Here is a 25125-nt window from a genome sequence, read left to right as displayed (position 1 = left end):
CGTGCCGCTTCGCTGCACGCCGGCGGCCCCTGTTTTCCAGTCCGCAAGTTGACTAGGATAATCAGGATCATCTTTTGAAACGATGCAATCCCAAGGAAGTCCAATGACGCACGCTCCCGTCCTCCTCAACAACAACGGCGCCTGGTGCTGGTTCCAGGATGAACGGGCGCTGATCGATCCAGTGAACAACACCCTGCTGGTGGGATCAGTGGCCGCCCCCGAGGGGCCCGGCGGCGAAAGCCGCGGCGGGAACATCGAGGTGGCGGTCCTGGACTTTGCCACAGGTGAAAGCAAGGTCCACGTACTCCATGAGCAACTCGAATCGGATGACCACAACGCGCCCGCCCTGCTGATCCGGCCGGACGGCCGCTACCTGGCGATGTATGCCAAGCACAAAACTGACAACTACTCCCGCTGGCGTGTTTCGGTCCGGCCGCATGACGCCAGTGAGTGGGAGCCGGAGCAGGTTTTCGACTGGACCGAGCTCGCGGACGGCCGCGGGGCCACCTATTCCAACCTGCACCGCCTCGCCGCTGAGTCGCGGACCTACAACTTTGTCCGCGCCATCAACGATGACCCCACCCTGATGGTTTCCGACGACGACGGCAGCACCTGGAGCTACGGGGGCAAGCTCTTCACCCGGCCCAAGGTGGGCTACGTCAACGGCTACACCCGGTACAGCTCCGACGGCACTGAGCGGATCGACCTGATCACCACGGACCACCACCCCCGCGATTTCAACAACAGCATCTACCACGGCTACATCCAGGGCGATGCACTCCACGACGCCGCCGGCCAGGTCATCAGCAAGCCCCTGATCGGGTCCGCCGGAGTCAGCCAGGTAGGGCTGACCACCATTTTCGCGGCCGGCACCGAGCTCGACGGCGACGTCCTCACCCACGGCTGGACGGCGGACCTGCGGCGGCAGGGAACCCAGCTCGCCGCGATCATCACCTGCCGGGCAAACGACGTCACTGGAGTCCTCCAGCGGGTCCAGCAGCTCGACGTCGACGATCACCGCCTGCTGTACGCGCGCTTTGACGGCTCGGAGTGGACCCTGCACCCGCTCGCCGTTGCCGGCCCCGGATACCTCCCGCACGAGCAGGATTACACGGGTCTGGGCGCCGTGGACCCGTACGACCTTGACCATGTGTACATCTCGGCCCCGGTGGATCCGCGCTCCGGCGAGCCGACGGAGCACTACGAGATCTACTCGGGGCGGACGTCCGACGGCGGCGCGGGCTGGGAATGGGATGCAGTCACCGCGGATTCCGCTGTGGACAACCTGCGGCCGATGGTGGTTCCCGGTGACGCCGGTGTGCACGCCGCCTGCTGGTTCCGCGGGTCCATGCGGTCATCGCAGGCGTATGAAACGGAGATTGTCGTCGTCGTCGGGGAGAACCCGGCTGCCGGGTAGCGGGCGTGCGGCCGCTACCCGGAACTGGCTATTTGCCTGTGGTCAGCGCGGCGAAGACAGCCGGCAGCAGGACGTCGTTCCGGCCCCAGGCGGGGTCCAGGATCTCCACGTACCAGGAGTCGGCGAGCAGCAAAGCGAGGCTGTCGTTGGTTTCCTCGGCCCAGTCGCGGATCTGGTCCTCGGTGACCGGGTTCTCGCTGGAGCCCAGGACGGTGACCACCTCGCCGCCGTCGAGCGTTACGGGGATGGACGCGCTGCTGGCCTCGCCCGGGGCGTGGGCCACGGCCACCAGTTCGGACCGGGCAGACAGGGCCAGGAGGGCGGCAGCCGTTTCGGAGCTGCAGAACCCTGTGACGTACTGGCGCTGGGCGGTGCCTTCTGACTGGAGGCCGGGCTGGGATTCCTTGGTGAAGAGGCCGCTTCTGTTGAGGGCTGCGAGTTCGACGGCGATGGGTTCTGTTTCGTCGTCGTAGCGGGCGGTGAAGGTGGCTGGCTGATACTCGCTGTTGCCCTCGAGCCAGCGGGCCGTCAGTTCCCCGGCGGCGTCAAGGGTGGTTGCCTGCCGCCAGGCGCCCTTGTCCTCCAGGTTCCTGCCGAACTGGTCACGGACTTCCGCTTGTGTGGGTTCCATCCTCGGATGCTACCGGCGCCCTGTCACCGCACTCCAGCCGCCGCGACACAGCACTTAACCTCCGCCGGTCCGGCCATGCATCAAAAACCCGCGGCCCCGGAATGGGAGCCGCGGGTTTTTAGTAGGCGTGGATCGGCTATTAACCGACCGGCGGCGTCAGGGTGAACGTGGCTGCCTTGTCGCCGAAGTCGTCGCTGATGTTGATGGTGGTCGGTCCGTTCTTGATGTCGAACGCGATGACGCCGCTGTGGACCTGTCCCGCCGTGCTGTCTTCGGCCTGCAGGCCCCCCGTCTCCATGTAGATCCCCTCGCCTTCCTTGCCGTCTGCATCGTAGGCCTCGAAGTTTGCAGGGTTCGGGGAACTGGTTCCGGTCAGGGTCTCCCACGAGACCTCCACCAGGAGGAATCCGCCGTTGTTCGGCTTCATGTAGGACATGGTGGGAATCTCGGTGACGTAGAGGGAGTCGATCACGGTGACCTTTACCGTGTTGCCCTCGGATACGGTGATGTCAAAGGCGTTTCCATCAGCGGTGCCGGGCGCCGGAGCGGACGCCGCTTCGCTGGCCGCAGTGTCCTCAGCAGCGGCCGACTGGGTGGTCGACTTCTGAAGTTCATTCACTACGGCGGCAGTGGACGCAATGGACGCCAGGGTGACCACGGTTCCCACCACCATGCCGAGGACCCAGACGACGCCCGTGATGATCCAGGCCTTGACCTTGTGCTCGGGGTACCCTTCGAGCGGGCGGCCTTCCTTGTCCCGCGTATTTCCGGTCAGGGTCATGATCAGGTCCACGATGGACCAGATGCCGAGCCCGCCGCCGGTCAGCAGCTTGGCGATGCCGGTGCCGATCTTGCCCAGGTAGAAGCGGTCCACACCCAGGTTGCCCAGGAGGAGGGACAGGAGCCAGGTGGTGAGGAAGGACTTTCCCGGACCGGTGGCGTAGGGAACGTGTCCGTAAGGGCCCTGGCCGGGACCTGGCTGGTATCCGCCCTGCTGCCCACCCTGGTAGTACTGCCCTCCGAAGGTGGACGGTGCATCCGGGATCGGCGGAGCTCCTGCTCCGGTGTCATTCTGGGGCGGGTGAGGGTAGCTGGGGTGACTCATGGTTCGTGGATCCCGTTTCTGTTGGCCTGAGGCGCTCACAGCATGGGGGATCCATGATCGGCTGCCCCCAGTACCGATGATGCTCCATAGAGTCTAGACGACGGCCCGGCTAGGCGGGCTTGGGCCGCGCGCGAACGTGCATCCGCTCGCCCTGCTGTCCAAAAAGGCTGATGAACTCGACGGGCCTGCCGTCGGCGCTGGCGAACCAGTGCGGTGTGTGGGTGTCGAATTCCGCGGCTTCGCCAGGGCGAAGTTCAAAGTCTTTGTCGCCCAGCACCAGGCGCAGCCGTCCGTTGAGGATGTACAGCCATTCGTAGCCTTCGTGGACGCGGGGGTCTGGCTCGGCCCCGCGGCTATCACCGTCGAGCACCATCTTGAAGGCCTGCAGTCCTCCTGGGCGGCGGGTGAGCGGAACTGCTGTCATGCCGGCATGGGTGATGGGCCGGAGGTGGATCCGCGGATCCCCGGTGGGCGGGGCGCCGACCAGATCATCGAGGGGAACACCGTACAACCTCGCGAGGGGCAGCAGGATTTCGAGGTTTGGCCGGCGCTGGCCGGATTCCAGCCGGGACAGGGTGCTCACCGAGACCCCGGAGGCGGAGGACACCTCGCCGAGGGTGAGGTTCCGTTCAGCACGGAGGGCCCGCAGCCGGGGGCCGACCGCCCCGAGAACGTCGTCAAGTTCATTCGCCATTCCTCCATTTTGCCATAGTGGCAATAATGTTTGCCGGTAATTGGTGGTGCGTTGAAAGCTAGTTAAACCGCCCACGGAACGCTGGGGGCAACTTTCAGGACGCGACGAAGGACGAATTTGTATGGACACCACACGGTATGACGTTGTCATTATTGGCGGCGGCGCGGCGGGACTCAGCGCGGCCACAACGCTGGGCCGGGCGCTGCGCCCGGTGCTGGTCATCGATGCCGGAACTCCACGGAACGCACCCGCGGCCGGTGTGCACGGTTATCTTTCGAGGGACGGCATGAACCCCGGGGAACTCATCTCCGTCGGCCGCAGCGAAGTGCACTCCTACGGCGGAACGGTCATCGACGGCGAGGCCGCCTCGGCACGCCTGACCCCGGATGGGTTCGAGGTGACTCTCGGGGATGCGCGCCGGTTCTCCGGCAGGCGCCTCCTCGTCACCACCGGCCTGACAGACGGGCTGCCTCCCCTCGACGGGCTGCGGGAACAGTGGGGAAAGGGCGTGGTGCACTGCCCCTACTGCCACGGCTGGGAAATCCGCGGGCAAAAGATTGGAGTGCTGGGCACCGGCCCGCTGTCCGTCCATCAGGCACTGTTGTTCCGTCAGTGGTCCCCCGACATCACCCTTTTCCTCAACGACACCGTGGAACCCACTGACGATGAGTGGGAAAAGCTCGCGGCCCGGTCCGTAGCGGTCGTTGACGGCGCCGTGGCTTCCATTGACGCCGTCGACGGTGTCCTCACCGGGCTCACGCTCCGCCAGGGATCCTCCTTCGACGTGCAGGCCCTGGCTGTCGGAACCCGGATGGAGGCCAGATCCGCCCTGCTGGAATCACTCGGGCTGGAGTCCCAGGAGCACCCGTCGGGGGCCGGGTGCTTTATTGAGACCGACGCCATGGGTGCCACGGCCGTCCCCGGCGTGTACGCGGCGGGCAACGTCTCAAACATCATGGCCCAGGTGATCACCGCGGCGGCCGAGGGTGTTATGGCCGGCGCCAGAATCAACGCCGACCTTATCGAAGAAGAAACCCGATGGGCGGTTGAGGGGCACTTCGGCCCCTTCTCGGCTGCCTCGGAAGCGGCGGCCGCCGAGCTGGTGGCGGGTCACCGGCGCCATGGCCTTGAGGGGCGCCAGACGGCCGGCATGGGCCCTGCTGCCACAACAGAAAGTAGATGAGTATGAACCACGTGCCAATCCGGACGCCGGACGATTCCCATCTTCATCACCAGCACCCTGGCAGCCATGACCAGCACCGCGTCCTGGACCTCGACGCCGAAGTGTTCGGCGGCAACCTCGCAGCGGTCCTGGACATGGCCGGGGTGTCGGCGGCGCGCAGCGTCGTTGACCTCGGTGCCGGCACCGGCGCGGGCAGCCGGCTGCTTCGCGGGCGCTATCCCGACGCGTCGCTGACATGCATCGACAACGACCCGGAGATGCTCGAAGTGCTGCACAGGCAGGGCTTTGCCGTCGTGGCTGCCGACCTCGACGACGGCCTCCCTGTTCTTGCCGGCACCCTGAACACTTCGGATGCGGCGGTGACAGCGGCCGGGGCACCGGTTGACCTGGTGTGGGCGTCGTCATCGCTGCACCACCTCGCCAACCCCGCCCGGCTCCTGTCGGAGGTCCACCGGGCACTCGCGCCGGGTGGGGTGCTGGTGGTCGCCGAACTCGCCACACTGCCACGCTTCCTCAAAAACTTGCCCGGGGCGCTGCTGGAGCAGCGCTGCCACGCCGCTGCGGCGGCCGAGGGGTGGAACCGCCACCCGGACTGGACCCCGGTCCTCGAGGTCGCCGGTTTCGGCGTCACGCGGTCCGAGGTGACAACCAACGCACCGGTAACACCGGCTGCACGGGAGTACGCCCGGCAGTGGTTCGCGCGCTTCCTGCATCTGGCGGCGCTGACCGCAGAGGACCGTGGTGCCGTGGAAAACCTGCTGGAGCAGTTCTCCGACAACATCGAACTGGAACCGCGCGCCACCCGGACCGCCTGGATTGCCACCGTCGACTAAAACCAGAGGCAGCCATAGGCTTTGCCGCGAAACGCAGGGATGCCACCGGCGGGCTCAGTCGGCAGCGGCCGGGATTCCCGCCGCTTTTTCGGCTTCCGTCAGGGCCAGGCGCAGGCGCGCGACGGCGGGGACGTACCCCTGCTGGGGGACGGTCCGGAGCTGCTCGGCTTCCCGCATCGCCCTGATCACTGCCGCGGTTTCGGGCTGGCGGACGTCAGTCATGGCCGGGTAGTCGATGCAGAACGCAGGGTCCAGCTCGTAGCGGCTCCAGCGGGCCAGGAGTGTGGTGTGTTCAGCCTGCGCTGCCGTATGGAGGGGCTGCTCCTGCCGGCGCTGCCGCCGGCCGGTGTGCCACGCCATGATCCGCGGATGGCCCCGGTAGGCAGCGACGCCTGTTGCCCCGCCCACCGCGGCGAGCACCAGCCCGGACCATGGCGAGGCCAGCGTGGGGATCAGGAGCGCCGGGACTGCCACGGCCGAACCCATAAATACGTCCCAGAACAGCGTGTCCGAAGCACGGCCCGCCGGCTCCGGCGCGGAGTGCAACCGGACGGCAAAAACCGTCGCCGCCACCGCGCAGGCCAGCACGGCCCCCCAGAACAACAACTGCCAGGCTCCCGAAAGGACGGATTCTGTTAAGGCGGTCACCGCGGCACCTCCCAGCGTCAGGCCCGGCCCAGGACTCCGGGTTGCTACTTCCATTCCAGCCCCTGCGGCCACCCGGGTCAATGGGCAGGTCGCGGGCACGCGCAACCCCCGGAATACGAGCTACTCAGCCGTGGCGGCACCGCGTAGCGTAGGACCATGCGACTCAAAATGTGCAGCATCCACGTCCAGGACCCCGCCGCCGCCCACACGTTCTACACGCAGACCCTGGGTTTTGAGACCTTGATGGCGATGCCCGAATACAACCTGTTCATCGTCAAGGACCCGGGTGCGGAAGCCGGTTCGGTGGGCCTGCTGCTGGAGCCCAGCGACAACCCGATCGGGGCGAACTACATGAGCGCCCTGCACGACGCCGGAATCCCGGCCATCGTCTTCGGCGTACCGGATGTCCGGGCGGAGTACAAACGGCTCATCGAGGCAGGCGTGGCGTTCAAGGGTGAACCGTCCGAGGACCCTTCCGGGATCAGTGCGGTGTTCGACGACGGCTGCGGCAATTTCGTCCAGCTGCACCAGGACTGACGCCCCGCCGGGAGTACAGGACAGGTACCAAAAAGGCTTGTCCGCGGATCCGGCCCTTGAAGGCCAGGATCCGCGAACAAGCCTAGGATTCGCGGAGCGAAACGGTCTACTCTGCCTTGGCGCGGGCTTTCTTAGCGTCCTTCTTGGCTGCCTCGTCCTTGACCCGCTGGGCCTCGGCGCGGACGGCAGCGTGGGTGGAGCGCTCGGTGACCAGCCACGCGGGGGGAGCCTGCAGCAGCGCGGTGATTTCCGCCGTCGTCAGCGCTTCCTCAACACCGCCGCGGGCCAGGCCGCTGATGGAGACGTTCAGTTTCTGGGCCACCACGGGGCGCGGGTGCGGCCCGTTGCGGCGGAGTTCGGCGAGCCACTCCGGCGGGTTGGCCTGGAGCTCGGCGAAATCGGCGCGGGTGATGGTTGAATCCTGGAACTCCTGCGGTGTTGCGGGCAGGTAGATGCCAAGCTTCTTGGCAACGGTGGCCGGCTTCATGGACTGGGAGTTTGCAGAGGTCATGCTTCAAGGGTATCCGGGCGGGCGGTACTGTGAAGACGTGCCCGCTGACAATGAATCCCCGCAGAACCCCAGCCCCTCCGAATCAACGGAGGAAGAGGCGCCGCGGGTGCTTCGTTTCGCCTACGTTGCCGGCGTGACTCCGGGCAAGTGGATCCGCCGCTGGGAGGAGCGCGTGCTGGACATCCCGCTGCAGTCGTTTATGTCCGACGACGGCGCGCAGCTGCAGGTGCTCCGTGACGGTTCCGCGGACCTCAGCTTCGTCCGGCTCCCCGTGGAGCGCGAAGGCCTCAGTGTGATTCCCCTGTATGAGGAGCAGCCCGTGGTGGTGGCTCCCAAGGGGCACGAAATCTCGGTGTTCGAGGAAGTTGCCCTGGCCGACCTGGCCCAAGAGACCTTCCTGGATGTGGCTGAACTTGGCGGCGCGGAAATGGCCATGCAGGTAGTGGCGTCAGGGGCCGGCCTGATCATTCTCCCGATGTCCGTGGCGCGCCACTTCAACGTCAAGGACACCGTTGCCAGGCGCCTGACCGGCGCCCCCGCCACGGAAATCGCGGTTGCGTGGCCGAGTGACTCCACGGATGAAATCATCGAGGAGTTCATCGGCATAGTCCGTGGCCGGACGGCGCAGAGCTCCCGGCAGCCGTCAGCCCAGCAGGAGAAGCCCAAGAAGGAGCCGAAGCCGGACCGGCGGGGGCCTGCCGTCAAGAAGCCCAAGGTGGCCCAGCGCTACGCCCCCAACCCCGACAAGGGCCGGGGCAAGGGATCGCGGAAAAAGGGCAAGCGCTGAGCCGTTCGGGAGGGGATCAGTCGTCGTAGGTGTTGGCGATGTAGACGTCACAGGGGGCATTGTGCGCCACGCTGTTGGCCACGCTGCCCAGAACCCGGCCAATGCCGCGCATCCTCTTGTTGCCCACCACAATCATGGTGGCATCCAGGCGGGTTGCTTCTTTGATGAGGGCCTCGGCCGGCTTGCCGCGGGTGGCCGAAAAAGTCACGTTCAGCGGCTGCCCGGCTGAGCCGGCAAGCTTCTTGGCGACGCGTTCGGCGCTGTCGGCCTCGGAGATGACGATCTGGTCCGTGCCGCGGCCGATAACCTCCGCACGCTCGGTCTCGAACGCAGTCACCACGTGCAGGGACGCCCCCAGCGAAACCGCGAGGTCCCGTGCGCACTCTGCGGCTTTACTGGCCGTTTCGCTGCTGTCGACTCCAACGACGATGACTCCACCCATTTGCATGCTCCCTTTTGTTGCTGTGCTGTACGCATTGAAGCTGCCCGCGCCCCGGCGCCGGCAGCTTCAATGAGGATACAGACGGTCTAGAGGACTGACTTCAAATAGCGGACAGAATTTATGAAGTCCTCGTCCATATGAGGCTCGCACTTGGCTTCCATAGTGAGCTTTCCCGCGTAGCCGTCAGCCTTGAGAGCGGACACCTGCCCGGCAATGTCCGTGACTCCCGTGCCGAAGTGCTGCCAGGTCATGACGCCGTCCACGAATTGTCCGTCCTTCAGGTGCACGTTGCGGATGTAGGGCTTCAGCAGTTCGTAGCTCTCGCGGAAGTGCTTTTCTTCTGCCTCATAGAGATTTCCGGTGTCCCACACGTATCCGAAGTTGTCCCTTCCTACGCCCTTAAGCAGTGCGAGGCAGTTTTCGCCGGTGTCAGCCCACGAGCCTGGGATGTTCTCCAGCTGCACGGCGAAGCCCCGCCGTTCGGCGCGGTCGGAGGTCTGGCCGAGTAAGTCGATCACCTGTTGAACATCGGCGGCGGTATCGTCCTTCCCGCGCATTACGCCGAAGACGATCAGCGTCCTGATGTCCAGGCGTTCGGCCAGGTCAAGGCTCATATCAAGGACGCCGTTGGCGTGCAATGACAGCAGGTCGCTGCTCAGGGGTGCCTTGAACAGCCCTGGTGAGACCGCGGAAAGGGTGACGCCAAAGTCTCTTGCTGAAGATTTGAGTCGGTCCCAGGCGTCCGGGTCCACGACGGGGAATCTTTTGGCCTCGACCATGCGGATCTCAACGTCATTGATCCCTTCTGCCGTGGTCGCTTCGAAGATTCGGGGAAATGCGGTGGGGGACCGGTCGGGCGTGACCTCGTCCGTTACCGTCGACAAAATCATGTCAGGGATCCTACTTTCTGTGGGTTTTGCAGGCGCTGTCAGCCTTTGACAGCACCGGTGGTCATACCGCGGACCAGGGAGTTTTGGAGGAGAAGATAAACCACCAAAGATGGGATGAGGGCAAGGAATGCCCCCGCGAGGAGGACGCCTGTGCCGACCTGGACGTCGGCACGCAGGCTGGCCAGTGCCACGGTGATGGTGTAGTCCGAGGTGTTGTTGGCCGCGATCAGCGGAAGCAGGTATTGGTCCCAGACGCCGATGAAGCCGAAGATGGTGATGACGCCCAGCGCGGGCTTGCACAGGGGAAGGATGACCTGGCAAAGCATGCGGATCTCACCGGCGCCGTCGATCTTTGCCGCTTCTTCAATTTCGTCCGGGATGTCCTTCATAAATGCCGTCATCACCAGAATGGAGAAGGCCGAAGCGGCGACGGGCAATGCCACCGCCCAGATGGTGCCGCGCATGTTGATGCCGGTGAGTGGTACGTCTCCCAGAACAACGGCGAGGGGAACGGCCACCACTTCCTCGGGCAGCATCATGGTGGCGAGGAACAGGCCGAGTACCACTGCCTGGCCGCGGAACTTGTGCCGGGCCAGTGCGTAGGCGCTTGTCACGGCGATGACTGTCTGGAGGAGCAGCCCGAAGCCGGCGATGAGGACGGAGTTGAAGAAGAAGCCCCAGACGCCGCGATCGGTTGCTACTTCAAAGTTGCGCAGGCTGGGATTCTGCGGAATGAGGCTCAGCCGTGTGGGGTCTGAATTCAGGTCGAAGGCGCTGGCGATGATCGCAAGGATGGGCCCGGCGAAAAGCAGGACGACGATCAGTGCCAGCCCTGTCCGGAGGAGGATGGATGATGTCTTGCCGCTCTGCCATCCCAAGGCTGATTCGAATCTGCTGTCCTGTTGCGTGCTTCGCCGGAGTATCTTGACGGGGGTTGCTGCGGGGGTCTGGTTGTCAACGGACACGGTCAGCTCTCCTTCCTGCGTCGCATGACCAGCACTGAGCCCAGGGTCAATAAAAGAGTTGCGACAAGTAATAGGACCGAGGCAGCGGACGCCACGCCGATATCGTTGCGTTCGAAGCCCAGGGAGTAGACCCGGGTCATCCAGACGTCCGTAGCGCCGGAGGGCCCGCCACCTGTCAGGACCCAGACATCTGTGAAGACCCGGAGGCTGCGGATGGCGGCCAGGACTATCACGATGGTCATCGCCGGGCGGAGCGCGGGGAGGACGATGTATCTGAGGCGCTGCCAGGTGTTCACGCCGTCGATGGCTCCGGCTTCGTAAAGTGAGCGGTCAACGGCGGCGAGGCCGGCGAGGATGATCACCATGTTGTACGGTGCGCCTTGCCAGATGCCTACGGCCATGACGGACGCCAGTGCGGTGTCGGCGTCTTCGAGGAAGCGCACCGGTCCGATGCCGACGAGTCCGAGGATTGAGTTGAGGAGGCCGTCAGGGGCTGGAAAGTAGATGATCCGCCAGACTTCACCGATCACGGCGGTGGCGGTGACAACGGGCAGGAACGCCAGGGTCCGTACCAGTGCCAGGTGGCGGCTGGCGCCTTCGAGGATCATGGCCAGGGCAAGGCCGCCAATGACGGCTCCGGTGGACTGGCCGAAACCGAGGACCAGCGTGTGCCAGATGGCGCTGCCGAACTTGGGGTCGCTGAAGACTGTGAGGTAGTTATCCAGGCCCACCCAGATGTCGCCGAGGAAGGGGCGGACTTTGTGGAAGCTCATCGAGATGCCGGCAAACATCGGGATGAACTTGAAGTACATGAACAGCAGCAGGGCCGGGAAGAGCAGGAGCCAGACCATCCAAGGAAAGGCCCTGCGCCGCCGCCGGACCACGGTTCGTGCCCTTCCTCCGGCCGGGGCCGGTTCCCTCTCGGGTTCCGGGCGGGGGGCCGGAGCAGGAGAGGGAGCCGGGCGGACGCTGCGCTCTGTCATCGGAGCGCTTTCCTGCTCTCGAGGTCCTCGGTGATGCGGTCAGCGAGGGAGGACAACTCGGCCTGCACGTCGGATGAGCACTGGCCAAACATTGAGTTCAGGGTTTCAGCGACATCCTGGCGGATGACGGTGAAGTCGATGTCAGAGGGCAGCAGTTTCGAGTCGGCCAGCTGGTCCTGGACTACCGTCCAGCGCTGATCCCCGTAAACTGCAGCTGCATCTACCGACTCGTTGACTGGGATGCGGACAACGGGCTGTCCCGGGGCAGTCATGCCAATCTTCTGGGCCTCGGGCGAGATGAGGAATTCGGCGAGGGCCTGCTGCTTGTCCGGTTTGTTCGTGGAGGCGCCGAAATAGATGCTGGTCCGTTCGGTCAGTGTTGTGCCCCCGCCCGGTCCCTTGGGTGCTGCGATGACCTCGTACTTGTCTTTGCCGGGGGATTTGTCGAAGTTGACGAATGCGTAGGGCCCGGTCTGATAGATCCCTGACTTTCCTTCCGCGAAGAACGGCGTGGCACTGGCGTTGGTCAGGGCCCCGGGCTGGACCATGTTTGGTGTGCAGAAGAGTTCCTTCAACCAGGAAACCGCCTTGACCGTCCCGGGACTGTCCACCTCAACGGCGTACTTCCCGTCGCCGCCGCTGACGATGCTGCCGCCGCGTTGCCACAGATACGACGAAGCCCACCAAGTGAAGAATCCACGGTCAGTTGTTCCGGGAATAGTCATCCCGTAGGTATCCCCGTTGACGCCGTTACCGTCCGGGTCTCCCGTGGCGAATGCGGTGGCCAGGTCCAGGAGTTCATCATGGGTCTTGGGCGAAGCAATGCCAAGACGTTCTCTCCAATCTTTGCGGATGAAGGTAATTTGGGCGTGCTGGCTGAAGGGAACTGCATAGTGGCTGCCGTCGGCCGTTTGCACGGACTCCCACGAAGCGTCGCTGAGTTGGTCGGCGCCTGCGATGGCATCGCGTTTGACCGGCAGCAGCATGCCTTTTTCGGCGTAGCCCGCCATGCTGGCCTGGTCATAGATCATGACGTCCGGGAGATCCTTGGCCGCCGCGCGTGCCTGAAGTTGCGTCTCGAACTCCACCGTGGCTAGGTAGTCCACCTTAATGCCGGTCTTTTGGGTAAAGGCGTCGAGAACCGCCTGATAGGTCTTGGCCGCCTCGGGTCCGCTGCGGGACCAAACCTCCAAGGGTTGGCCATCGTCTGCGGTGCTGACCGGCTGGGACGACGAACATCCCGCGGAGCAAATCAAAGCGACCGAGCATCCCGCGGCCAGAAGCGAGCGGAAAAGAGTCAGTTTAGTCATGGGTTGATCCTCGGCTTTTCCTCCAGAAAGAGGTCCTCGATTTGAGGGTTAAGACCGACTGTACCCAGCAAAATTGCCTCTGTGAGGGGCGTCACCATACGGGTTCGAGATGCCCATATCTGCCATCACGATGGGTGGTTTCCGACTCTGGGATAATTGGAGCCCGGGGAACGGAAAAGGGAGCGTATGGATACCTGGAAGCTCGAGGCCTTCGTTAAGACTGTTGATCTTGGCAGCATTTCGCGCGCTGCCATAGCCCTTCACCTCGCGCAGTCGGCGCTGAGCCAGCACTTGTCGAACCTTGAAACAAAGCTGTCCGTGCAGCTGTTGGTTAGGACCAAGCAGGGGGTGGAACCCACGGCCGCAGGGCGGGTGCTTTACAGGCATGCCCAGTCCATCATCCGAGGCGTCGACAACGCCGTCCAGGAAGTCAAATCGGCGTCGGACGGACCTGGCGGGCGCGTTTCGGTGGGTCTGGCACCATACAGTCTTGCTGCCGCCTTGGCCGTGCCGCTCATTGAGGCTGTTCGCACGGCGGCCCCAAGGATTGTCCTGCATGTCAGGGAGAACTTCGGCGGGATCCTGAGCGAGGCGATCGCCACCGGGCAGATGGATCTGGGCGTGCTGTATACGCCTGTGCCGCTCCGGGCCGTGCATGTGGAGCCCATCGATCGCGAAAGGCTGTATTTGGCGGCCAATGCCAAGGCCGGCCTTGCGGCCACCGTCTCCTTCACGGCGCTGACGGACGTGGGAGTCTTTCTTCCGTCGCGCCAGCATTCCATTCGGCTTGCCGTCGACGCGGCCTTCCAGCAACAAAATCTCTTTCCCCGGCTGCTTGGCGAGGTCGAGTCAATGCCCACTCTGCTCGAGCTGATCGACAGGGGGCTCGGGGCGACAATTCTTCCCCTGTCGGCCTTTCCTGCCCTGGACAGCCATCCCGGGGTCCGGCTCCATGAACTTGAGGACCCGGTTGCTGAAATTGGTTTGGCCCTTTGCACGGGGAGCCATCAGCCATTGTCGGAGCAAGCTGTCGTGGTGGAGGGGATCCTCAAGGGCCTTCTGGCCGACCGGGCGAGTATGGCTAAGGCACAAGCGCTACACGGCAATTAAGAACTGGGATCAGACTGCGTCCGGCACCCTCCGGCCCGGCCGGAGCGCCCGCACGTGTGGCGAGGAATAATAAGCATACTTGCAATCTGCATGGTAAGCATGCTTATGGTGGAGGTGGAAGTGATGCACCATATCGAGGTGACATTGCGCCCGATCCGCCATCCATAGGAGGCAGCGGCCGATGACCAGCAATCTTGATCCAGATGCACGGAACAGCTACCGCCTGCTGACGCTCGCCGCACGGATGGTCCAGCGCCGGCAGGATGATGCGCTCGCGCCGCTGGGCCTGACCCGCGCCGCCGTCATAGCCCTCGAGGGGCTTGCCGACGGACCCCTTAATCAGGAGCAGCTGGCGGAAGTGGTCCACGTGCAGAGCCAGACCCTCGGACGTGTCCTGCTCCGGCTTGAGGGAACCGGCCACATTACGCGGACGCGGCAGGCGGTTGACCGGAGGCAGTTCCGGGTGGAGCTCACCGATGCGGGCGCGGCCGCGCTGGCTGCCGCGGGGCAGGCCGAACTCCGCGCCTATCCCCAGGATCCGGCCATTGGCTGGAAGGTGCTCCAGGAGGAGCTGGCCAAGCTGGTGGGTTCCCTGCCGGGCCCGGGGCCGGGCTCCGCCGTCGTGCCGTTCCCGGAGTACGACGACCGGCGTGCCCGCCACGCGGGAGACCAGGCCCCCAGGCTCCACGGAGTGGACAACATCGACAACTGGCGCGGATGACCGGCACCGCGCCCTTTAATTAGGCGGGGCAGGTAGCTAGTAACTAGGCGGGGCAAGCAATTAGGCGGGGCAGGCTGCCTTCAGGGCACTAACTGACTCGGCCGGAACCTGGTCCCCGGCATCGGCGATCTGGCCCAGCGGCGTCGTAATCTCGGCGGGGACGCCGGCTGTTTCGGCGGCTGCGACGAGCCCGCCGAGCGCCGCCTTGTCCTCCACGCTGACCAGGCCGTCCTGGATCACGGCGCAGACCTGCCTGGTCACCTCATCGGCCGCGGCGGTGGCGACCTTGGAGGCGGCGTCGCTGGCCGCCGTTTCGGCGGCCTCCTGCACGGATCCGCAGCCGGCGAGGACGAGCATCAGGGGGACGGCGGACAGGGCAGCAAAGCGGCGTTTCATGGTTCCAGCCTAACGGCCCGGAAAATTCCTCAGATTCAACATCGTTGGATTGTTGAACAATTTAGGGTTTTAGGGCATTCTTGGTAGAGCACACCCATGAGATGAGGATCACAATGGCAAGCATCGACCTGAACAGTGACGTAGGCGAATCATTCGGGCGCTGGACGCTCGGCGATGATTCGGCCATGTTCCGATCCGTCAGCAGCGCCAACGTGGCCTGCGGGTTCCATGCCGGGGATCCCAGCGTCATCAGGGCCACCTGCCGCCAGGCCGCGGCCGCCAATGTGGTCATCGGCGCGCACGTGGGCTACAGGGACCTGGCCGGCTTCGGCCGCCGCTTCCTGGACATCAGCCCTGGCGAACTCGCTGACGACGTCGTCTACCAACTCGGCGCCCTGCAGGCCCTGGCCGCCGCAGAGGGCGCCCGGGTCCGGTACGTGAAACCCCACGGCGGCCTCTACAACGCCATCGTCCACCACACCGCCCAGGCGCAGGCCGTGGTGGACGCCGTGAAATCCGTTGACCCGTCACTTCCCATCCTTGGCCTGCCGGGATCCGAAGTGCTCCGGCTGGCCGAAGCCGCCGGACTGCGGCCCGTCACGGAGGCCTTCGCGGACCGGGCCTACAACCCCGACGGCACCCTGGTGTCCCGTTCCCTGCCCGGCGCCGTGCTGGAGGACCCGGCCCAGGTGGCCGAGCACGTGCTCCGGATGGCCACCGAATCATCCGTCCGCACCGTTGACGGCTCGGTCCTGAAAATCCACGCCGAGAGCATCTGCGTCCACGGCGACTCCCCGGGGGCCGTGGAAATGGCCACCGCCGTCAAAGCCGCGCTTGCGGCCGCCGGCGTCACCATTTCGGCATTCGCCTGAGCCGCGGAATGTTCCCCATGGAAACAGTCAGCGAAACCAGCGCCGCAGCCCGTGTGCTCGCCGTCCGGCCGGTAGGCACGACGGCGGTGCTCGCCGAACTCTCCGGGCTCCACGATGTGCTTGCCCTGCAGGCCCTCCTCCTGGAGGATCCGCTGCCCGGCCAGGTGGACGTCCTGGCCGCCGCCGAAACCGTGATGGTCAAGGCGGACTCACCCGCCGCCGCCCGCCGGATGGGGGACCTGCTGCTGGGGATGGACCTGGCGGTCCAGTCCCATGCGGAGGGCACGCTGGTGCAGATCGATACCGTGTACGACGGCGAGGACCTCGCCGAAGTAGCGCGGCTCACCGGCCTCAGCGCCGAGGGCGTCATCGCCGCCCACACCGGACAGATCTGGACCGTGGCCTTCGGCGGCTTTGCCCCGGGCTTCGGCTACATGGTGGGCGAGAACCAGGCGCTGGAAGTGCCGCGCCGGAGCTCGCCCCGGACGGCCGTTCCCGCAGGTTCCGTTGCCCTGGCCGGCAATTACTCCGCCGTGTACCCGCGGAAGTCCCCGGGCGGCTGGCAGCTGATCGGCCGCACCGCGGCACACATGTGGGACCTCAGCCGTGACCAGCCGGCCCTGGCCGCACCGGGAGACCGTGTGCAGTTCCGGGCCGTGCGCGAACTCGTTGAGGTAAAGGAATCCGCCGCCTCCGGCTCCGCCACCAACACTGCGGACATCCAGTCGGGCCTGCGGATCCTCTCGCCGGGACTGCAGAGCCTGATCCAGGACCTCGGCCGGCCAGGCCATGCCGGCCTGGGCGTCTCCTCCGCCGGAGCCCTGGACCGTTCCTCCGTGCGGCGCGCCAACCGGATCGTGGGCAACCAGCCGTCCGCCGCCGTCGTCGAATCCGTTGCCGGCGGGCTGCGCGTGCAGGCTGTGGGGGACCAGGTCCTGGCGGTCGCCGGTGCGCCGTCGGCACTGACTGTGGTGACGCCGTCGGACGCTCCCGGCGCGGACGACGGCGCCGGCGACGGCGGACAGCCGGAGCAGCTGCGAACCGTACCCATGGCCACGGCGTTTGCCCTGCTCGACGGCGAGATCCTGACTATCGGGGCGCCCGAGCGCGGCTTCCGCAGCTACCTCGCGATCCGCGGCGGTGCCATGGCTGATGCGGTGCTGGGCAGCCGGTCCACGGACACGATGTCCGGGATCGGGCCCGCGCCGCTGGCTGCCGGACAGCTGCTGGGCGCGGGAGTGGCCACGTCCTCCAACGTGGTGGGCAACCCCGAACTGCAGCCGGAGTTTCCGGACACCGGCGTTACCGTGCTGGACATCGTGCCCGGCCCGCGCGACGACTGGTTCGACGCCGCGGCGCTGGAATCGCTCTGCAGCCAGGACTGGGCGGTGACGCCCCGCTCCAACCGGGTGGGCATGCGCCTGGACGGAACGCCGCTGGGCCGGAGCCGGGAGGGGGAGCTGCCGAGCGAGGGAACCATGGCCGGCGCGCTCCAGATCCCGCCCGAAGGCCAGCCCGTGCTGTTCCTGGCCGACCACCCCATCACGGGCGGCTACCCGGTCATCGGCGTGGTGGTGGACCACCAGCTGGACCTGGCCGCCCAGGTTCCCATCGGCGGTTCCATCCGGTTCCGCTGGGCTCCCGGCTACGGGCTGCCCACCAGCTTTTCCTTCCCCGACGTTTCCCAGACAAAGTGAGCAACTGATGCGCAAGGTCCTGATCGCCAACCGCGGAGAAATCGCCGTCCGCATTGCCCGTGCCTGCGAGGACGCAGGCCTGGAATCCGTGGCCGTGTACGCGGACGTGGATGCCGATGCCATGCACGTGGCCGCCGCCACCGAGGCATACAGCCTGGGCGGGAACGCCCCGTCGGAGACCTACCTGGACATCCCCAAACTGCTGCAGGCGGCCGCGGACTCCGGCGCTGACGCCATCCATCCCGGCTACGGCTTCCTGTCCGAGAACGCCGGATTTGCCCAGGCGGTCCTGGACGCGGGACTGACCTGGATCGGCCCCACCCCGGAGGCCATCCGGCAGCTCGGCAACAAGATCACGGCGCGCGAAATTGCCGTCCGCGCCGGGGCCCCGTTGGTGGCCGGCAGCGACGGCCCTGTGGCCACGGCTGCCGAGGCCCGCGAATTCGCCGAACAGCACGGCTTGCCCATCGCCATCAAGGCGGCCTTCGGCGGCGGCGGTCGCGGGCTGAAAGTGGTCCGCGAGATGGACCAGATCGAGGAATCCTTCGACTCGGCCGTCCGCGAAGCAGTGGTGGCCTTTGGCCGCGGCGAGTGCTTTGTGGAACGGTACCTGGACCGGCCCCGGCACGTGGAGGCGCAGGTCCTGGCGGACAAGCACGGCAACGTGGTGGTGGTGGGAACCCGCGACTGCTCGCTGCAGCGCCGGCACCAGAAACTCGTGGAAGAGGCACCCGCGCCCTTCCTGACCGACGCACAGACCCGGCAGATTTACGACGCCGCCAAGGCAGTCTGCCGCGAAGCCTCCTACTCAGGGGCCGGCACGGTCGAATTCCTCGTCGCCGCCGACGGCACCGTCGCGTTCCTCGAGGTGAACACCCGCCTGCAGGTGGAGCACCCCATTACCGAGGAGACCACCGGCATCGACCTGGTCCAGGAGCAGCTCCGCATCGCCGCCGGCGAGCCGCTGCGCTTCACCGCCGACCCCGAACCGCGCGGCCACTCCTTCGAATTCCGGCTCAACGCCGAGGACGTCGGACGGGGCTTCCTGCCGTCGCCCGGAACGATCGCGACATTCAGCGGCCCCACGGGTCCGGGCATCCGGCTGGACTCCGGTGTCCGCTCCGGTTCCATCGTGGCGCCGCAGTTCGATTCCCTGCTGGCCAAGCTGATCGTCACCGGTGCCGACCGCCAGCAGGCGCTCCGCCGGGCCCGCCGCGCTCTCGCGGAAATGGAAATCACCGGCGTGGCCACCGTCCTGCCGTTCCACCGCGCCGTCGTCGAAGCCCCGGACTTCACCTCCGAGACTGCGCTCGGCATCCACACCCGCTGGATCGAGACGGACTTCGCCGATTCCATCTCGGCTGACCCGGAATTCGGCACGTCCGTTCCGGACGGTGCGCGGCGCACCATCACCGTTGACGTCGACGGCCGGCGCCTCGCCGTCGGCCTTCCCGCTGACCTGCTGGATGGCTGGGCGCGGTCCGGCGCCGCGGTGCCCGCGGGGGTTTCCCTTGAAGGGGAGTACGACGGCGGTGCTGCCGCCGGATCCGCCGCCGATCCCGGTGAGCTCCGGGCCGGCATGTCCGGAACAGTAGTGAAGTGGCTCGTGGAGCCCGGCGCCGAAGTTTCGGCGGGCGATCCCGTGGTGGTGCTTGAGGCCATGAAGATGGAAACCCAGGTCGCTGCGCACCGTGACGGCACGGTCACCGACGTCAGGGCCCAGTCCGGCGGCGTCGTGATGGCCGGGGCCGTGCTGGCGCTGATCGGCTGACGCCTCAATACGTTGAGGCACCAGCGCACGCTGGCGACGGCAAAAAGGAGTCCGCCCAGTGCCTTTACTGGGCGGACTCCCTTGCTGTTGGACCTTTAGTCGGTGTGGTTGGCGAGTGCCACCAGCACGCCTGCGATGGCGAAGTACTTGTTGCTGCCGAGATCACGGATGGTCTTGATGCCGAGGCTGGCGAACAGCTCGTTGTGTCGTTCCGTCACCCCCGCCAGTGCAGACGGAGGCGAGTCCAGGAGTTCTTCCAGGCTCTTGTTCTCGTAGTCCTTGTCGAGTTTCTTACCAAGCTCAATGGAAACGGCCATCTTCATCCTTTGCGTGAACGAATCAACAGTCAAAATCCTGCAGTGATGGCTCCAGCCTCCACCGCGGATTCTGGGAATCCAGGTGGTCCCCGGCGCCCTGCCCGCAACGCTAGCGCAGCTTGGGCCGAAGCGGGAGAGGTGCGCCGGTAATTTTCTCAGCCATGCCGTGGCCGAGCCCCGGGAGATCAGCGCAGGCTGGCCGCCGGAGCTCCCAGGATGCTGTCCAGCAGGCCGTTGCGGAACTTGCCGGCCGGATCGTGCTCCCCGGCCAGGGCGCGGAAATCGGCGAACCTCGGGTACAGCGCCTCCCAGTCGTGGCTGGCCGGGGTAAACAGTTTGCCCCAGTGCGGCCGTGCCCCGAACGGGCGGAGGAGTTCCTCCAGTTCCGGAAGGACGGCCTCCACCTCGGCCTGAAGCGGCTTCCAGGTGAAGTGCAGGGCCACGCTCTGCTGCCGGTAGAACGGGCTGAGCCAGAACTCGTCGGCTGCTCCGGTGCGGATTTCGGAGACGAACAGCAGCGGCGCCAGCTTGTTCGCGAGGCCGCGGACAGCCTGGATGGCTGCGGGTCCGTGCTCGAGGGGAAGGATGTATTCGCTCTGCAGTTCCTCGCCGTTGCTGGGCGTGAATTCGTGGCGGAAGTGCGGCAGCCGGTCCAGCCACGGGCCGGGCTCATCCAGTTGCGCAGTGCAGTTTTCGCCGGACATTCCGGGCAGCGGGTGCCGGGCCTCCACTGCCGGCGTGGCGCCGAACAGGTCGGTCAGGACAGGGTCCGAATCAAGGGCCTTGAGCCACACCTGGTTGATGTCCTCACCGGCGTAGTCGGTGAAGAGGCTGACGCTGTAGGCGCTGGACACCAAGGCCGGGAAGTCGGCCAGAGCCCGCTCCCACGGAAGGTTTTCCAGGACCCGCTGCCGCATCTGGAAGCTGGGCAGGACGGACAGCTCCAGGCCGGTGACGATGCCCAGGGCGCCGAGGCCCACCACGCTGCCCAGGAATTCGTCCCCATCCTCTCGGGACAGGGACACCTGCTCGCCGGAGGGGCGGACCAGGTCAATGCGATCGACGGCGCCGGCAAGGGAGGGGTTGTCCACACCCGAGCCGTGCGTTCCCGTCTGGATGGCTCCAGCCACCGAGATGTGTGGCAGGGAGGCGAGGTTGTGGATCGCAACGCCCGACTTTTCCAGCGTCCGGCAGAGGGCTCCGTAGCTGATGCCGCCGCTGACGCGGACGGTCTGCCGCACGGAATCAAGCTCGATCTCCTGGGGCAGGGCGTCCAGCAGGATGTGGACACCGTCGGTATCGCCCACACGGTTGAACGAGTGCCGCGATCCGAGGGCCTTCACGCGGGCGGCGCCGGCCACTACCTCGGCGAGCCCGGCCACCGAGTCCGGACGGTGGACTTCGGCGGAGGAGTATTCGAGGTTTCCTGCCCAGTTCTTCATTGGATCGCTTTCCGGTGGAGGGTGTGGCTTCCACGCTACTTTGCTAAAGAAAGTTGTCAAGGATTTCGTAAAGTTTCTCAGAATCCGGCCAGCAGGGGAGTGCTGGTGCTTCAGTTTATATCGTTGTAAATTGGCCCGATGACACTTGCGCAGACGCCGCCGATGGGCTGGAACAGCTGGGACTGCTACGGCACCACCGTGACGGAGGAGGAGGTGCTGGCCAATGCCGCCTTTATGGCTGAACATCTGCTGCCGTACGGCTGGGACACCGTGGTGGTGGACATCCAGTGGTACGAACCGGCGGCGCGGGCCGGCGGCTACAACGACGGCGCCGTCCTGGAGCTGGACGGCTTTGGCCGGCAGCTTCCCGCCATTAACCGCTTCCCCTCCGCGGCAGGCGGCCGGGGATTCGGCCCCCTCGCCGAGCGGATCCACGGCATGGGCCTGAAATTCGGGCTGCACATCATGCGCGGCATACCCCGCCAGGCAGTCCGGGACAGGCTGCCCGTTGAAGGCACCGACGCCACGGCGGACCAGATCGCCGACACGTCCTCCACGTGCGAGTGGAACACCGATAACTTCGGCCTCAACCACCTCCACCCCGGTGCCCAGGCCTACTACGACTCCCAGCTTCGGCTGTTCGCGGAATGGGGCGTGGACTTCGTCAAGGCCGACGACATGCTGGGGCCGTACTTCGCGGCCGAGATTGCCGCCTACCAGCGGGCCATCTCGCGCTGCGGCCGGGACATGGTGCTCAGCCTCTCGCCGGGCCGTTCGCTGTCCCTCGCCCACCTGGAACACCTCCGCGGCAACGCCCAGATGTGGCGCGTCTCCGATGACCTCTGGGATGTCTGGGACGACGTCGAAGCCCAGTTCGCGCGGATGGCCCGCTGGGCCCCGCACCAGCGCCCGGGCGCGTGGGCGGATGCCGACATGCTTCCGGTGGGGCGGATCGCACTGCGGGCCGAGCGCGGCGCCGATCGGCTCAGCCGCCTGACCCTGGACGAGCAGCGGACCATGCTGACGCTCTGGTGCATGTCGCGGTCGCCCCTGATGCTTGGCTGCGACCTGCCGTCGTCGCCGCCCGAAACGCTGGCGCTGCTGACCAACGCCGACCTCCTGGAGGTCCTCAACGCCAGCCGCAACAACCGTGAACTGCTCCGCGACGGCGATCTGGTGTTGTGGGCGGCAGAGAGCACGACGTCGGAGGACCGCTTCGTCGCGGCGTTCAACACCGGGGAAGCGGACCTGGTCCGGGCGGTTCCGTTGGGCGATTTGGGGGTGGGTGCCGATGTTTTAGCAGGCGAGGCCCGGGAGGCATGGAGCGGGGATGGCGCCACGCTCGGGCTCGTGGATGGATTGCCCGCCCTCGAAGTGAAGCTGCCCGCGCACGGCGCAAAGCTCTATCGGTTCCCCGGCCACTAAGCGCGAACGTACACTTGGGGCCCGGGCCCCAAGTGTACGTTCGCGCATAAACCGGTGAGCCCGCCGGTTCAGCGATCCTGCCAGTGCGGCGGGGCGGACAGGCCCGGCGGGACCATCGTGGTGCTGCTGCCCCGGGCTGAGGTGAGCTGCGGCTGGGTGAGGAACAGCGCAGCGGTGAGGTCGGCGCCGTCGAGCCTTGCGTCCCGGAGATCCGCGCCCAGCAGGTCCGCGCCCGCAAGGTCGCTGCCGCGCAGGTCGGCAGCAATCAGGCAGGCACCCCGCAGGTCCGCCCCGCACAGGTTCCGGCCGCGCAGGTTGGCGCCCGCCAGGTCGGCGCCGGGGCGGAGCGCGGCATCCTGCCGGTCGGTTCCTGCGGCAAAGTAGCCCGCGCGCACTTCCTCGCTTACCGCCACGAGCATGGTCCTGACCGCTGAGTGGAGGCTCTCAAGGTGGCAGGCGAGCAGCCCCGGCAGGGGACCGCCGGCAAGGTTCCCGATGACCGTCCGGAGCTCCTGAGCCTCCCGGGCGGTGTCGGCGTCGAACGTCCTTTCCTGTGCTTCGGCCAGGTGCCAGAGCATCTCGTGCAGCTGCCGCATGACCTTGAACGCGGCGAACATGTCCTGCCGGGAGTCCGGGGCGTCGCGCCAGCTGATTCCTGCGAACAACTGCTGGGACACGGCCTGGCCGGCCCCGAAGCAGTCGAAAACCGTGCAGCCGCGGAATCCGCGGGGCCGCAGCCGGTCATGGATGGTGCAGGAAAAGTCCTGGTCCAGGTTCGGGCAGGGGGTGGCGGCGGGCTTGTCGATGGCAAAATCGGCGGACCGGGCGAAGCCGAAGGCGGTGCAGCACAGCGCAAAGCAGTTGCTGCAGTCCGGGCGAAGGCTGTCCCGTCCGGGGCCAGGTGTGGTGCCTGAATGGTTTTGTGTGGTGATGTACATGGGTTCTCCCGAGGGTGGTTCCGGTGTGTGCGGGGAGAGGGGAACTCGTGGTGAGTTCCCCTTTGCGGGCACGCGGAACCAGCGCTCCTGGACGGGATGGCGGGCGGAGCTGCGGGAGGCTGCGGGAACTCTGGGTCACATAGACATATGAAGAATCACTGCGGTCCAGAATACTCCCGGGATGCCGTGCTGTCAGGCGGCTTTGACCAGCGGGAGTTCGTCCCAGTGCGTGGTGTAGCGCGGGGAGCGCATGCCGCGTTTCATGCTCCAGTCCGGTCCGCCGCGGATGCCCGCGTGGCCCAGCCCGATGGAGCCGCGGCCGTAGCGGCGGGCGATGTCTTCGAGGAGGGGGCCGATGTTGCGTTCCTCGTGCGGGTTTTCGAAGATTTCCAGGGGTTTTTGGTTTCCCGTAGGCCGCAGGTCGGTGACCATGATCCCGGCCCGGGCGTACTTCACGCCTTCGTGGATGGCGGGGAGCAGTGCGTGGGCGGCCTTGGTCAGGATCACCGGGTCTGCCGTGGGCATAGGGAGCGGGACACAGACGGACGGGTACGAGGTGTCGTGCGGGTTGAAGTGCGAAGTGCCGGCGAAGGCCGTGAGGACCTTGGCCTGGAGATGGTGTTTGGCCAGCCGGGCACTGGCCTGCTGGCCGTAGACGCTCAGGACCTGGCGGAGTTCGGCGGCGGTGGTGATGGGGGTGGAGAACGAGCGGGAGAAGATCAGCTGATCCCGGCCCACGCGCTCCTCCTCCATGGGGATGCACGGGGTGCCCTGCAGTTCCAGGACGGTCCGCATCAGCACCACGGAGAATTTGTCGCGGATACGGACGGGGTCCGCCCGGCTGAGGTCAAGGATGGAATGGATGCCGATCGCGTTCAGGCGTTTGGTCAGGCGGGTGGCCACTCCCCAGAGTTCGACGACGGAGAGGCCCGCCATGAGTACCTCCCGCCGGGCTGCAGGCACCGAATCCCAGCGGCAGACGCCGTCGAACGCGGGGTTGTGCTTGGCCCATTTGTTGGCGAGCTTGGCCAGGGTCTTGGTCCGGGCGATGCCAACGCAGACGGGAACCCCCACGTTCCGCGCGGCGGCGGCTTTCATGTCCCGGCCCAGCTGGAGCAGTGCCTCGGGGGAGCCTTTGACGCCCAGGAAGGCTTCGTCGATGCTGTAGACCTCCAGCCAGGCGGAGTACCGGCCCAGGAGTTCCATGACGCGGGCGCTGATGTCGCCGTACAGCTCGTAGTTGCTGGACCTGGCAATCAGCCCCCACTCTTTCGCCCGCGGCGCGATCTTGAACCATGGCTCCCCGATCCCGATGCCCAGGGCCTTGGCTTCCGGTGAGCGGGTGACGGCGCAGCCGTCGTTGTTGGACAGCACCACCAGCGGTTTGCCTTCGAGGGACGGGTCAAACGCGCGTTCCGCGCTGGCGTAGAAGCAGTTCACGTCCACCAGGGCGATTTCCTGCATTTGCCGCATCAGTGCTGGTTTAGACATGGGACCGGC

Annotated in this window: 26 protein-coding genes; 11 read left to right on the top strand and 15 right to left on the bottom strand. The window is 66.2% G+C overall.

The window, feature by feature from the left end:
- The first annotated feature begins 103 nt into the window (after positions 1–103).
- The gene (locus tag J2X42_RS05860) at positions 104–1417 is read left to right on the top strand and encodes a BNR-4 repeat-containing protein (RefSeq protein WP_310163159.1); all 1314 of its coding nucleotides are present in this window, start codon (positions 104–106) and stop codon (positions 1415–1417) included.
- A 28-nt stretch (positions 1418–1445) separates the two neighbouring features.
- Here J2X42_RS05860 and J2X42_RS05855 read toward each other — a convergent pair whose 3' ends face one another.
- The 3 genes from J2X42_RS05855 to J2X42_RS05845 all read right to left on the bottom strand — a co-directional run bounded on the left by J2X42_RS05855 (position 1446) and on the right by J2X42_RS05845 (position 3847).
- Complete coding sequence (locus J2X42_RS05855; protein ID WP_310163158.1) at positions 1446–2048, bottom strand: DUF6919 domain-containing protein; 603 nt, start codon at positions 2046–2048, stop codon at positions 1446–1448.
- A gap of 139 nt (positions 2049–2187) precedes the next feature.
- The gene (locus J2X42_RS05850) at positions 2188–3153 is read right to left on the bottom strand and encodes a TM2 domain-containing protein (protein ID WP_310163157.1); all 966 of its coding nucleotides are present in this window, start codon (positions 3151–3153) and stop codon (positions 2188–2190) included.
- A 109-nt stretch (positions 3154–3262) separates the two neighbouring features.
- Positions 3263–3847, bottom strand: coding sequence for an XRE family transcriptional regulator (locus tag J2X42_RS05845; protein WP_310163156.1), 585 nt, complete (start codon positions 3845–3847; stop codon positions 3263–3265).
- A gap of 121 nt (positions 3848–3968) precedes the next feature.
- Here J2X42_RS05845 and J2X42_RS05840 point away from each other — a divergent pair, with 121 nt between their 5' ends.
- Positions 3969–5030 (top strand): NAD(P)/FAD-dependent oxidoreductase, encoded by a 1062-nt coding sequence (locus J2X42_RS05840; protein ID WP_310163153.1) that lies wholly within the window; start codon positions 3969–3971, stop codon positions 5028–5030.
- 2 nt (positions 5031–5032) lie between these two features.
- On the top strand, positions 5033–5863 hold the full coding sequence (locus J2X42_RS05835) for a class I SAM-dependent methyltransferase (RefSeq protein ID WP_310163151.1): 831 nt from the start codon (positions 5033–5035) through the stop codon (positions 5861–5863).
- Positions 5864–5917: 54 nt separating this feature from the next.
- Here the strand turns inward: J2X42_RS05835 and J2X42_RS05830 are convergent, their stop codons facing one another.
- On the bottom strand, positions 5918–6511 hold the full coding sequence (locus J2X42_RS05830; protein WP_310163150.1) for a hypothetical protein: 594 nt from the start codon (positions 6509–6511) through the stop codon (positions 5918–5920).
- 156 nt (positions 6512–6667) lie between these two features.
- Here J2X42_RS05830 and J2X42_RS05825 point away from each other — a divergent pair, with 156 nt between their 5' ends.
- Positions 6668–7048: a VOC family protein gene (locus J2X42_RS05825; protein WP_310163149.1), complete on the top strand. Its 381-nt coding sequence runs from the start codon at positions 6668–6670 to the stop codon at positions 7046–7048.
- Between the two features lie 106 nt (positions 7049–7154).
- Here J2X42_RS05825 and J2X42_RS05820 read toward each other — a convergent pair whose 3' ends face one another.
- Positions 7155–7559, bottom strand: a complete 405-nt coding sequence (locus J2X42_RS05820; protein WP_066288419.1) for a DUF5997 family protein — start codon at positions 7557–7559, stop codon at positions 7155–7157.
- Between J2X42_RS05820 and J2X42_RS05815 the strand changes: the two genes are divergently transcribed.
- Positions 7522–8346, top strand: a complete 825-nt coding sequence (locus J2X42_RS05815; protein ID WP_396134024.1) for a LysR family substrate-binding domain-containing protein — start codon at positions 7522–7524, stop codon at positions 8344–8346. The genes J2X42_RS05820 and J2X42_RS05815 overlap by 38 nt on opposite strands.
- A 16-nt stretch (positions 8347–8362) precedes the next feature.
- On the opposite strand, the gene J2X42_RS05810 is transcribed toward J2X42_RS05815, so the two are convergent.
- The 5 genes from J2X42_RS05810 to J2X42_RS05790 all read right to left on the bottom strand — a co-directional run bounded on the left by J2X42_RS05810 (position 8363) and on the right by J2X42_RS05790 (position 12936).
- Complete coding sequence (locus J2X42_RS05810) at positions 8363–8788, bottom strand: universal stress protein (protein ID WP_310163144.1); 426 nt, start codon at positions 8786–8788, stop codon at positions 8363–8365.
- A gap of 86 nt (positions 8789–8874) precedes the next feature.
- Entirely contained in the window at positions 8875–9678 is an 804-nt protein-coding gene (locus J2X42_RS05805) for a sugar phosphate isomerase/epimerase family protein (protein ID WP_310163143.1), read from the bottom strand.
- Between the two features lie 38 nt (positions 9679–9716).
- Entirely contained in the window at positions 9717–10643 is a 927-nt protein-coding gene (locus J2X42_RS05800) for a carbohydrate ABC transporter permease (RefSeq protein ID WP_310163141.1), read from the bottom strand.
- A 2-nt stretch (positions 10644–10645) separates the two neighbouring features.
- Positions 10646–11494 carry a sugar ABC transporter permease gene (locus tag J2X42_RS05795; protein WP_310163139.1) on the bottom strand — a complete coding sequence of 283 codons (849 nt, stop codon included), beginning with the start codon at positions 11492–11494 and terminating at the stop codon, positions 10646–10648.
- Between the two features lie 128 nt (positions 11495–11622).
- Positions 11623–12936 (bottom strand): extracellular solute-binding protein, encoded by a 1314-nt coding sequence (locus J2X42_RS05790; protein ID WP_310163137.1) that lies wholly within the window; start codon positions 12934–12936, stop codon positions 11623–11625.
- A 186-nt stretch (positions 12937–13122) separates the two neighbouring features.
- Here J2X42_RS05790 and J2X42_RS05785 point away from each other — a divergent pair, with 186 nt between their 5' ends.
- Positions 13123–14046: a LysR substrate-binding domain-containing protein gene (locus J2X42_RS05785; protein WP_310163134.1), complete on the top strand. Its 924-nt coding sequence runs from the start codon at positions 13123–13125 to the stop codon at positions 14044–14046.
- A 181-nt stretch (positions 14047–14227) separates the two neighbouring features.
- Complete coding sequence (locus tag J2X42_RS05780; RefSeq protein WP_310163133.1) at positions 14228–14767, top strand: MarR family transcriptional regulator; 540 nt, start codon at positions 14228–14230, stop codon at positions 14765–14767.
- Positions 14768–14827: 60 nt separating this feature from the next.
- Here the strand turns inward: J2X42_RS05780 and J2X42_RS05775 are convergent, their stop codons facing one another.
- Positions 14828–15163: a hypothetical protein gene (locus J2X42_RS05775; RefSeq protein ID WP_310163132.1), complete on the bottom strand. Its 336-nt coding sequence runs from the start codon at positions 15161–15163 to the stop codon at positions 14828–14830.
- Between the two features lie 113 nt (positions 15164–15276).
- On the opposite strand from J2X42_RS05775, the gene J2X42_RS05770 reads away from it, so the two are divergent.
- Genes J2X42_RS05770 through J2X42_RS05760 form a run of 3 tightly spaced genes read left to right on the top strand, consistent with a single transcriptional unit; the run spans position 15277 to position 19503 of the window.
- Complete coding sequence (locus tag J2X42_RS05770) at positions 15277–16035, top strand: 5-oxoprolinase subunit PxpA (protein WP_310163130.1); 759 nt, start codon at positions 15277–15279, stop codon at positions 16033–16035.
- A gap of 17 nt (positions 16036–16052) precedes the next feature.
- Positions 16053–17732: a carboxyltransferase domain-containing protein gene (locus J2X42_RS05765; protein ID WP_310163128.1), complete on the top strand. Its 1680-nt coding sequence runs from the start codon at positions 16053–16055 to the stop codon at positions 17730–17732.
- 7 nt (positions 17733–17739) lie between these two features.
- On the top strand, positions 17740–19503 hold the full coding sequence (locus J2X42_RS05760; RefSeq protein ID WP_310163126.1) for a biotin carboxylase N-terminal domain-containing protein: 1764 nt from the start codon (positions 17740–17742) through the stop codon (positions 19501–19503).
- A 95-nt stretch (positions 19504–19598) separates the two neighbouring features.
- Here J2X42_RS05760 and J2X42_RS05755 read toward each other — a convergent pair whose 3' ends face one another.
- Both J2X42_RS05755 and J2X42_RS05750 read right to left on the bottom strand, forming a co-directional pair.
- Entirely contained in the window at positions 19599–19820 is a 222-nt protein-coding gene (locus J2X42_RS05755) for a hypothetical protein (protein WP_131132086.1), read from the bottom strand.
- A gap of 185 nt (positions 19821–20005) precedes the next feature.
- The gene (locus J2X42_RS05750; protein ID WP_310163124.1) at positions 20006–21262 is read right to left on the bottom strand and encodes a D-arabinono-1,4-lactone oxidase; all 1257 of its coding nucleotides are present in this window, start codon (positions 21260–21262) and stop codon (positions 20006–20008) included.
- Positions 21263–21400: 138 nt separating this feature from the next.
- On the opposite strand from J2X42_RS05750, the gene J2X42_RS05745 reads away from it, so the two are divergent.
- Entirely contained in the window at positions 21401–22687 is a 1287-nt protein-coding gene (locus J2X42_RS05745) for a glycoside hydrolase family 27 protein (protein ID WP_310163122.1), read from the top strand.
- Positions 22688–22755: 68 nt separating this feature from the next.
- On the opposite strand, the gene J2X42_RS05740 is transcribed toward J2X42_RS05745, so the two are convergent.
- Together J2X42_RS05740 and J2X42_RS05735 are read right to left on the bottom strand one after the other, a co-directional pair.
- A complete protein-coding gene (locus tag J2X42_RS05740; protein ID WP_310163120.1) occupies positions 22756–23625 on the bottom strand; it encodes a pentapeptide repeat-containing protein in 870 nt (289 codons plus the stop codon).
- Positions 23626–23817: 192 nt separating this feature from the next.
- Positions 23818–25116 (bottom strand): Y-family DNA polymerase, encoded by a 1299-nt coding sequence (locus J2X42_RS05735; RefSeq protein ID WP_310163117.1) that lies wholly within the window; start codon positions 25114–25116, stop codon positions 23818–23820.
- Positions 25117–25125: the final 9 nt, after the last annotated feature.

The sequence above is a fragment of the Arthrobacter sp. BE255 genome, assembly GCF_031457335.1.
Lineage (GTDB): Bacteria > Actinomycetota > Actinomycetes > Actinomycetales > Micrococcaceae > Arthrobacter.
This window is presented reverse-complemented; position numbering and strand designations above follow the sequence as displayed.

Bases quoted from the DNA above. Each gene is read 5' to 3' on its own strand.
- J2X42_RS05785 (WP_310163134.1), top strand. From the start codon at position 13,123: ATGGATACCTGGAAGCTCGAGGCCTTCGTTAAGACTGTTGATCTTGGC.
- J2X42_RS05850 (WP_310163157.1), bottom strand. From the start codon at position 3,153: ATGAGTCACCCCAGCTACCCTCACCCGCCCCAGAATGACACCGGAGCA.
- J2X42_RS05780 (WP_310163133.1), top strand. From the start codon at position 14,228: ATGACCAGCAATCTTGATCCAGATGCACGGAACAGCTACCGCCTGCTG.
- J2X42_RS05760 (WP_310163126.1), top strand. From the start codon at position 17,740: ATGCGCAAGGTCCTGATCGCCAACCGCGGAGAAATCGCCGTCCGCATT.
- J2X42_RS05745 (WP_310163122.1), top strand. From the start codon at position 21,401: ATGACACTTGCGCAGACGCCGCCGATGGGCTGGAACAGCTGGGACTGC.
- J2X42_RS05765 (WP_310163128.1), top strand. From the start codon at position 16,053: ATGGAAACAGTCAGCGAAACCAGCGCCGCAGCCCGTGTGCTCGCCGTC.
- J2X42_RS05775 (WP_310163132.1), bottom strand. From the start codon at position 15,163: ATGAAACGCCGCTTTGCTGCCCTGTCCGCCGTCCCCCTGATGCTCGTC.
- J2X42_RS05790 (WP_310163137.1), bottom strand. From the start codon at position 12,936: ATGACTAAACTGACTCTTTTCCGCTCGCTTCTGGCCGCGGGATGCTCG.
- J2X42_RS05820 (WP_066288419.1), bottom strand. From the start codon at position 7,559: ATGACCTCTGCAAACTCCCAGTCCATGAAGCCGGCCACCGTTGCCAAG.
- J2X42_RS05840 (WP_310163153.1), top strand. From the start codon at position 3,969: ATGGACACCACACGGTATGACGTTGTCATTATTGGCGGCGGCGCGGCG.
- J2X42_RS05805 (WP_310163143.1), bottom strand. From the start codon at position 9,678: ATGATTTTGTCGACGGTAACGGACGAGGTCACGCCCGACCGGTCCCCC.
- J2X42_RS05810 (WP_310163144.1), bottom strand. From the start codon at position 8,788: ATGGGTGGAGTCATCGTCGTTGGAGTCGACAGCAGCGAAACGGCCAGT.
- J2X42_RS05740 (WP_310163120.1), bottom strand. From the start codon at position 23,625: ATGTACATCACCACACAAAACCATTCAGGCACCACACCTGGCCCCGGA.
- J2X42_RS05855 (WP_310163158.1), bottom strand. From the start codon at position 2,048: ATGGAACCCACACAAGCGGAAGTCCGTGACCAGTTCGGCAGGAACCTG.
- J2X42_RS05825 (WP_310163149.1), top strand. From the start codon at position 6,668: ATGCGACTCAAAATGTGCAGCATCCACGTCCAGGACCCCGCCGCCGCC.
- J2X42_RS05770 (WP_310163130.1), top strand. From the start codon at position 15,277: ATGGCAAGCATCGACCTGAACAGTGACGTAGGCGAATCATTCGGGCGC.
- J2X42_RS05755 (WP_131132086.1), bottom strand. From the start codon at position 19,820: ATGGCCGTTTCCATTGAGCTTGGTAAGAAACTCGACAAGGACTACGAG.
- J2X42_RS05845 (WP_310163156.1), bottom strand. From the start codon at position 3,847: ATGGCGAATGAACTTGACGACGTTCTCGGGGCGGTCGGCCCCCGGCTG.
- J2X42_RS05735 (WP_310163117.1), bottom strand. From the start codon at position 25,116: ATGTCTAAACCAGCACTGATGCGGCAAATGCAGGAAATCGCCCTGGTG.
- J2X42_RS05750 (WP_310163124.1), bottom strand. From the start codon at position 21,262: ATGAAGAACTGGGCAGGAAACCTCGAATACTCCTCCGCCGAAGTCCAC.
- J2X42_RS05835 (WP_310163151.1), top strand. From the start codon at position 5,033: ATGAACCACGTGCCAATCCGGACGCCGGACGATTCCCATCTTCATCAC.
- J2X42_RS05795 (WP_310163139.1), bottom strand. From the start codon at position 11,494: ATGGTCTGGCTCCTGCTCTTCCCGGCCCTGCTGCTGTTCATGTACTTC.
- J2X42_RS05860 (WP_310163159.1), top strand. From the start codon at position 104: ATGACGCACGCTCCCGTCCTCCTCAACAACAACGGCGCCTGGTGCTGG.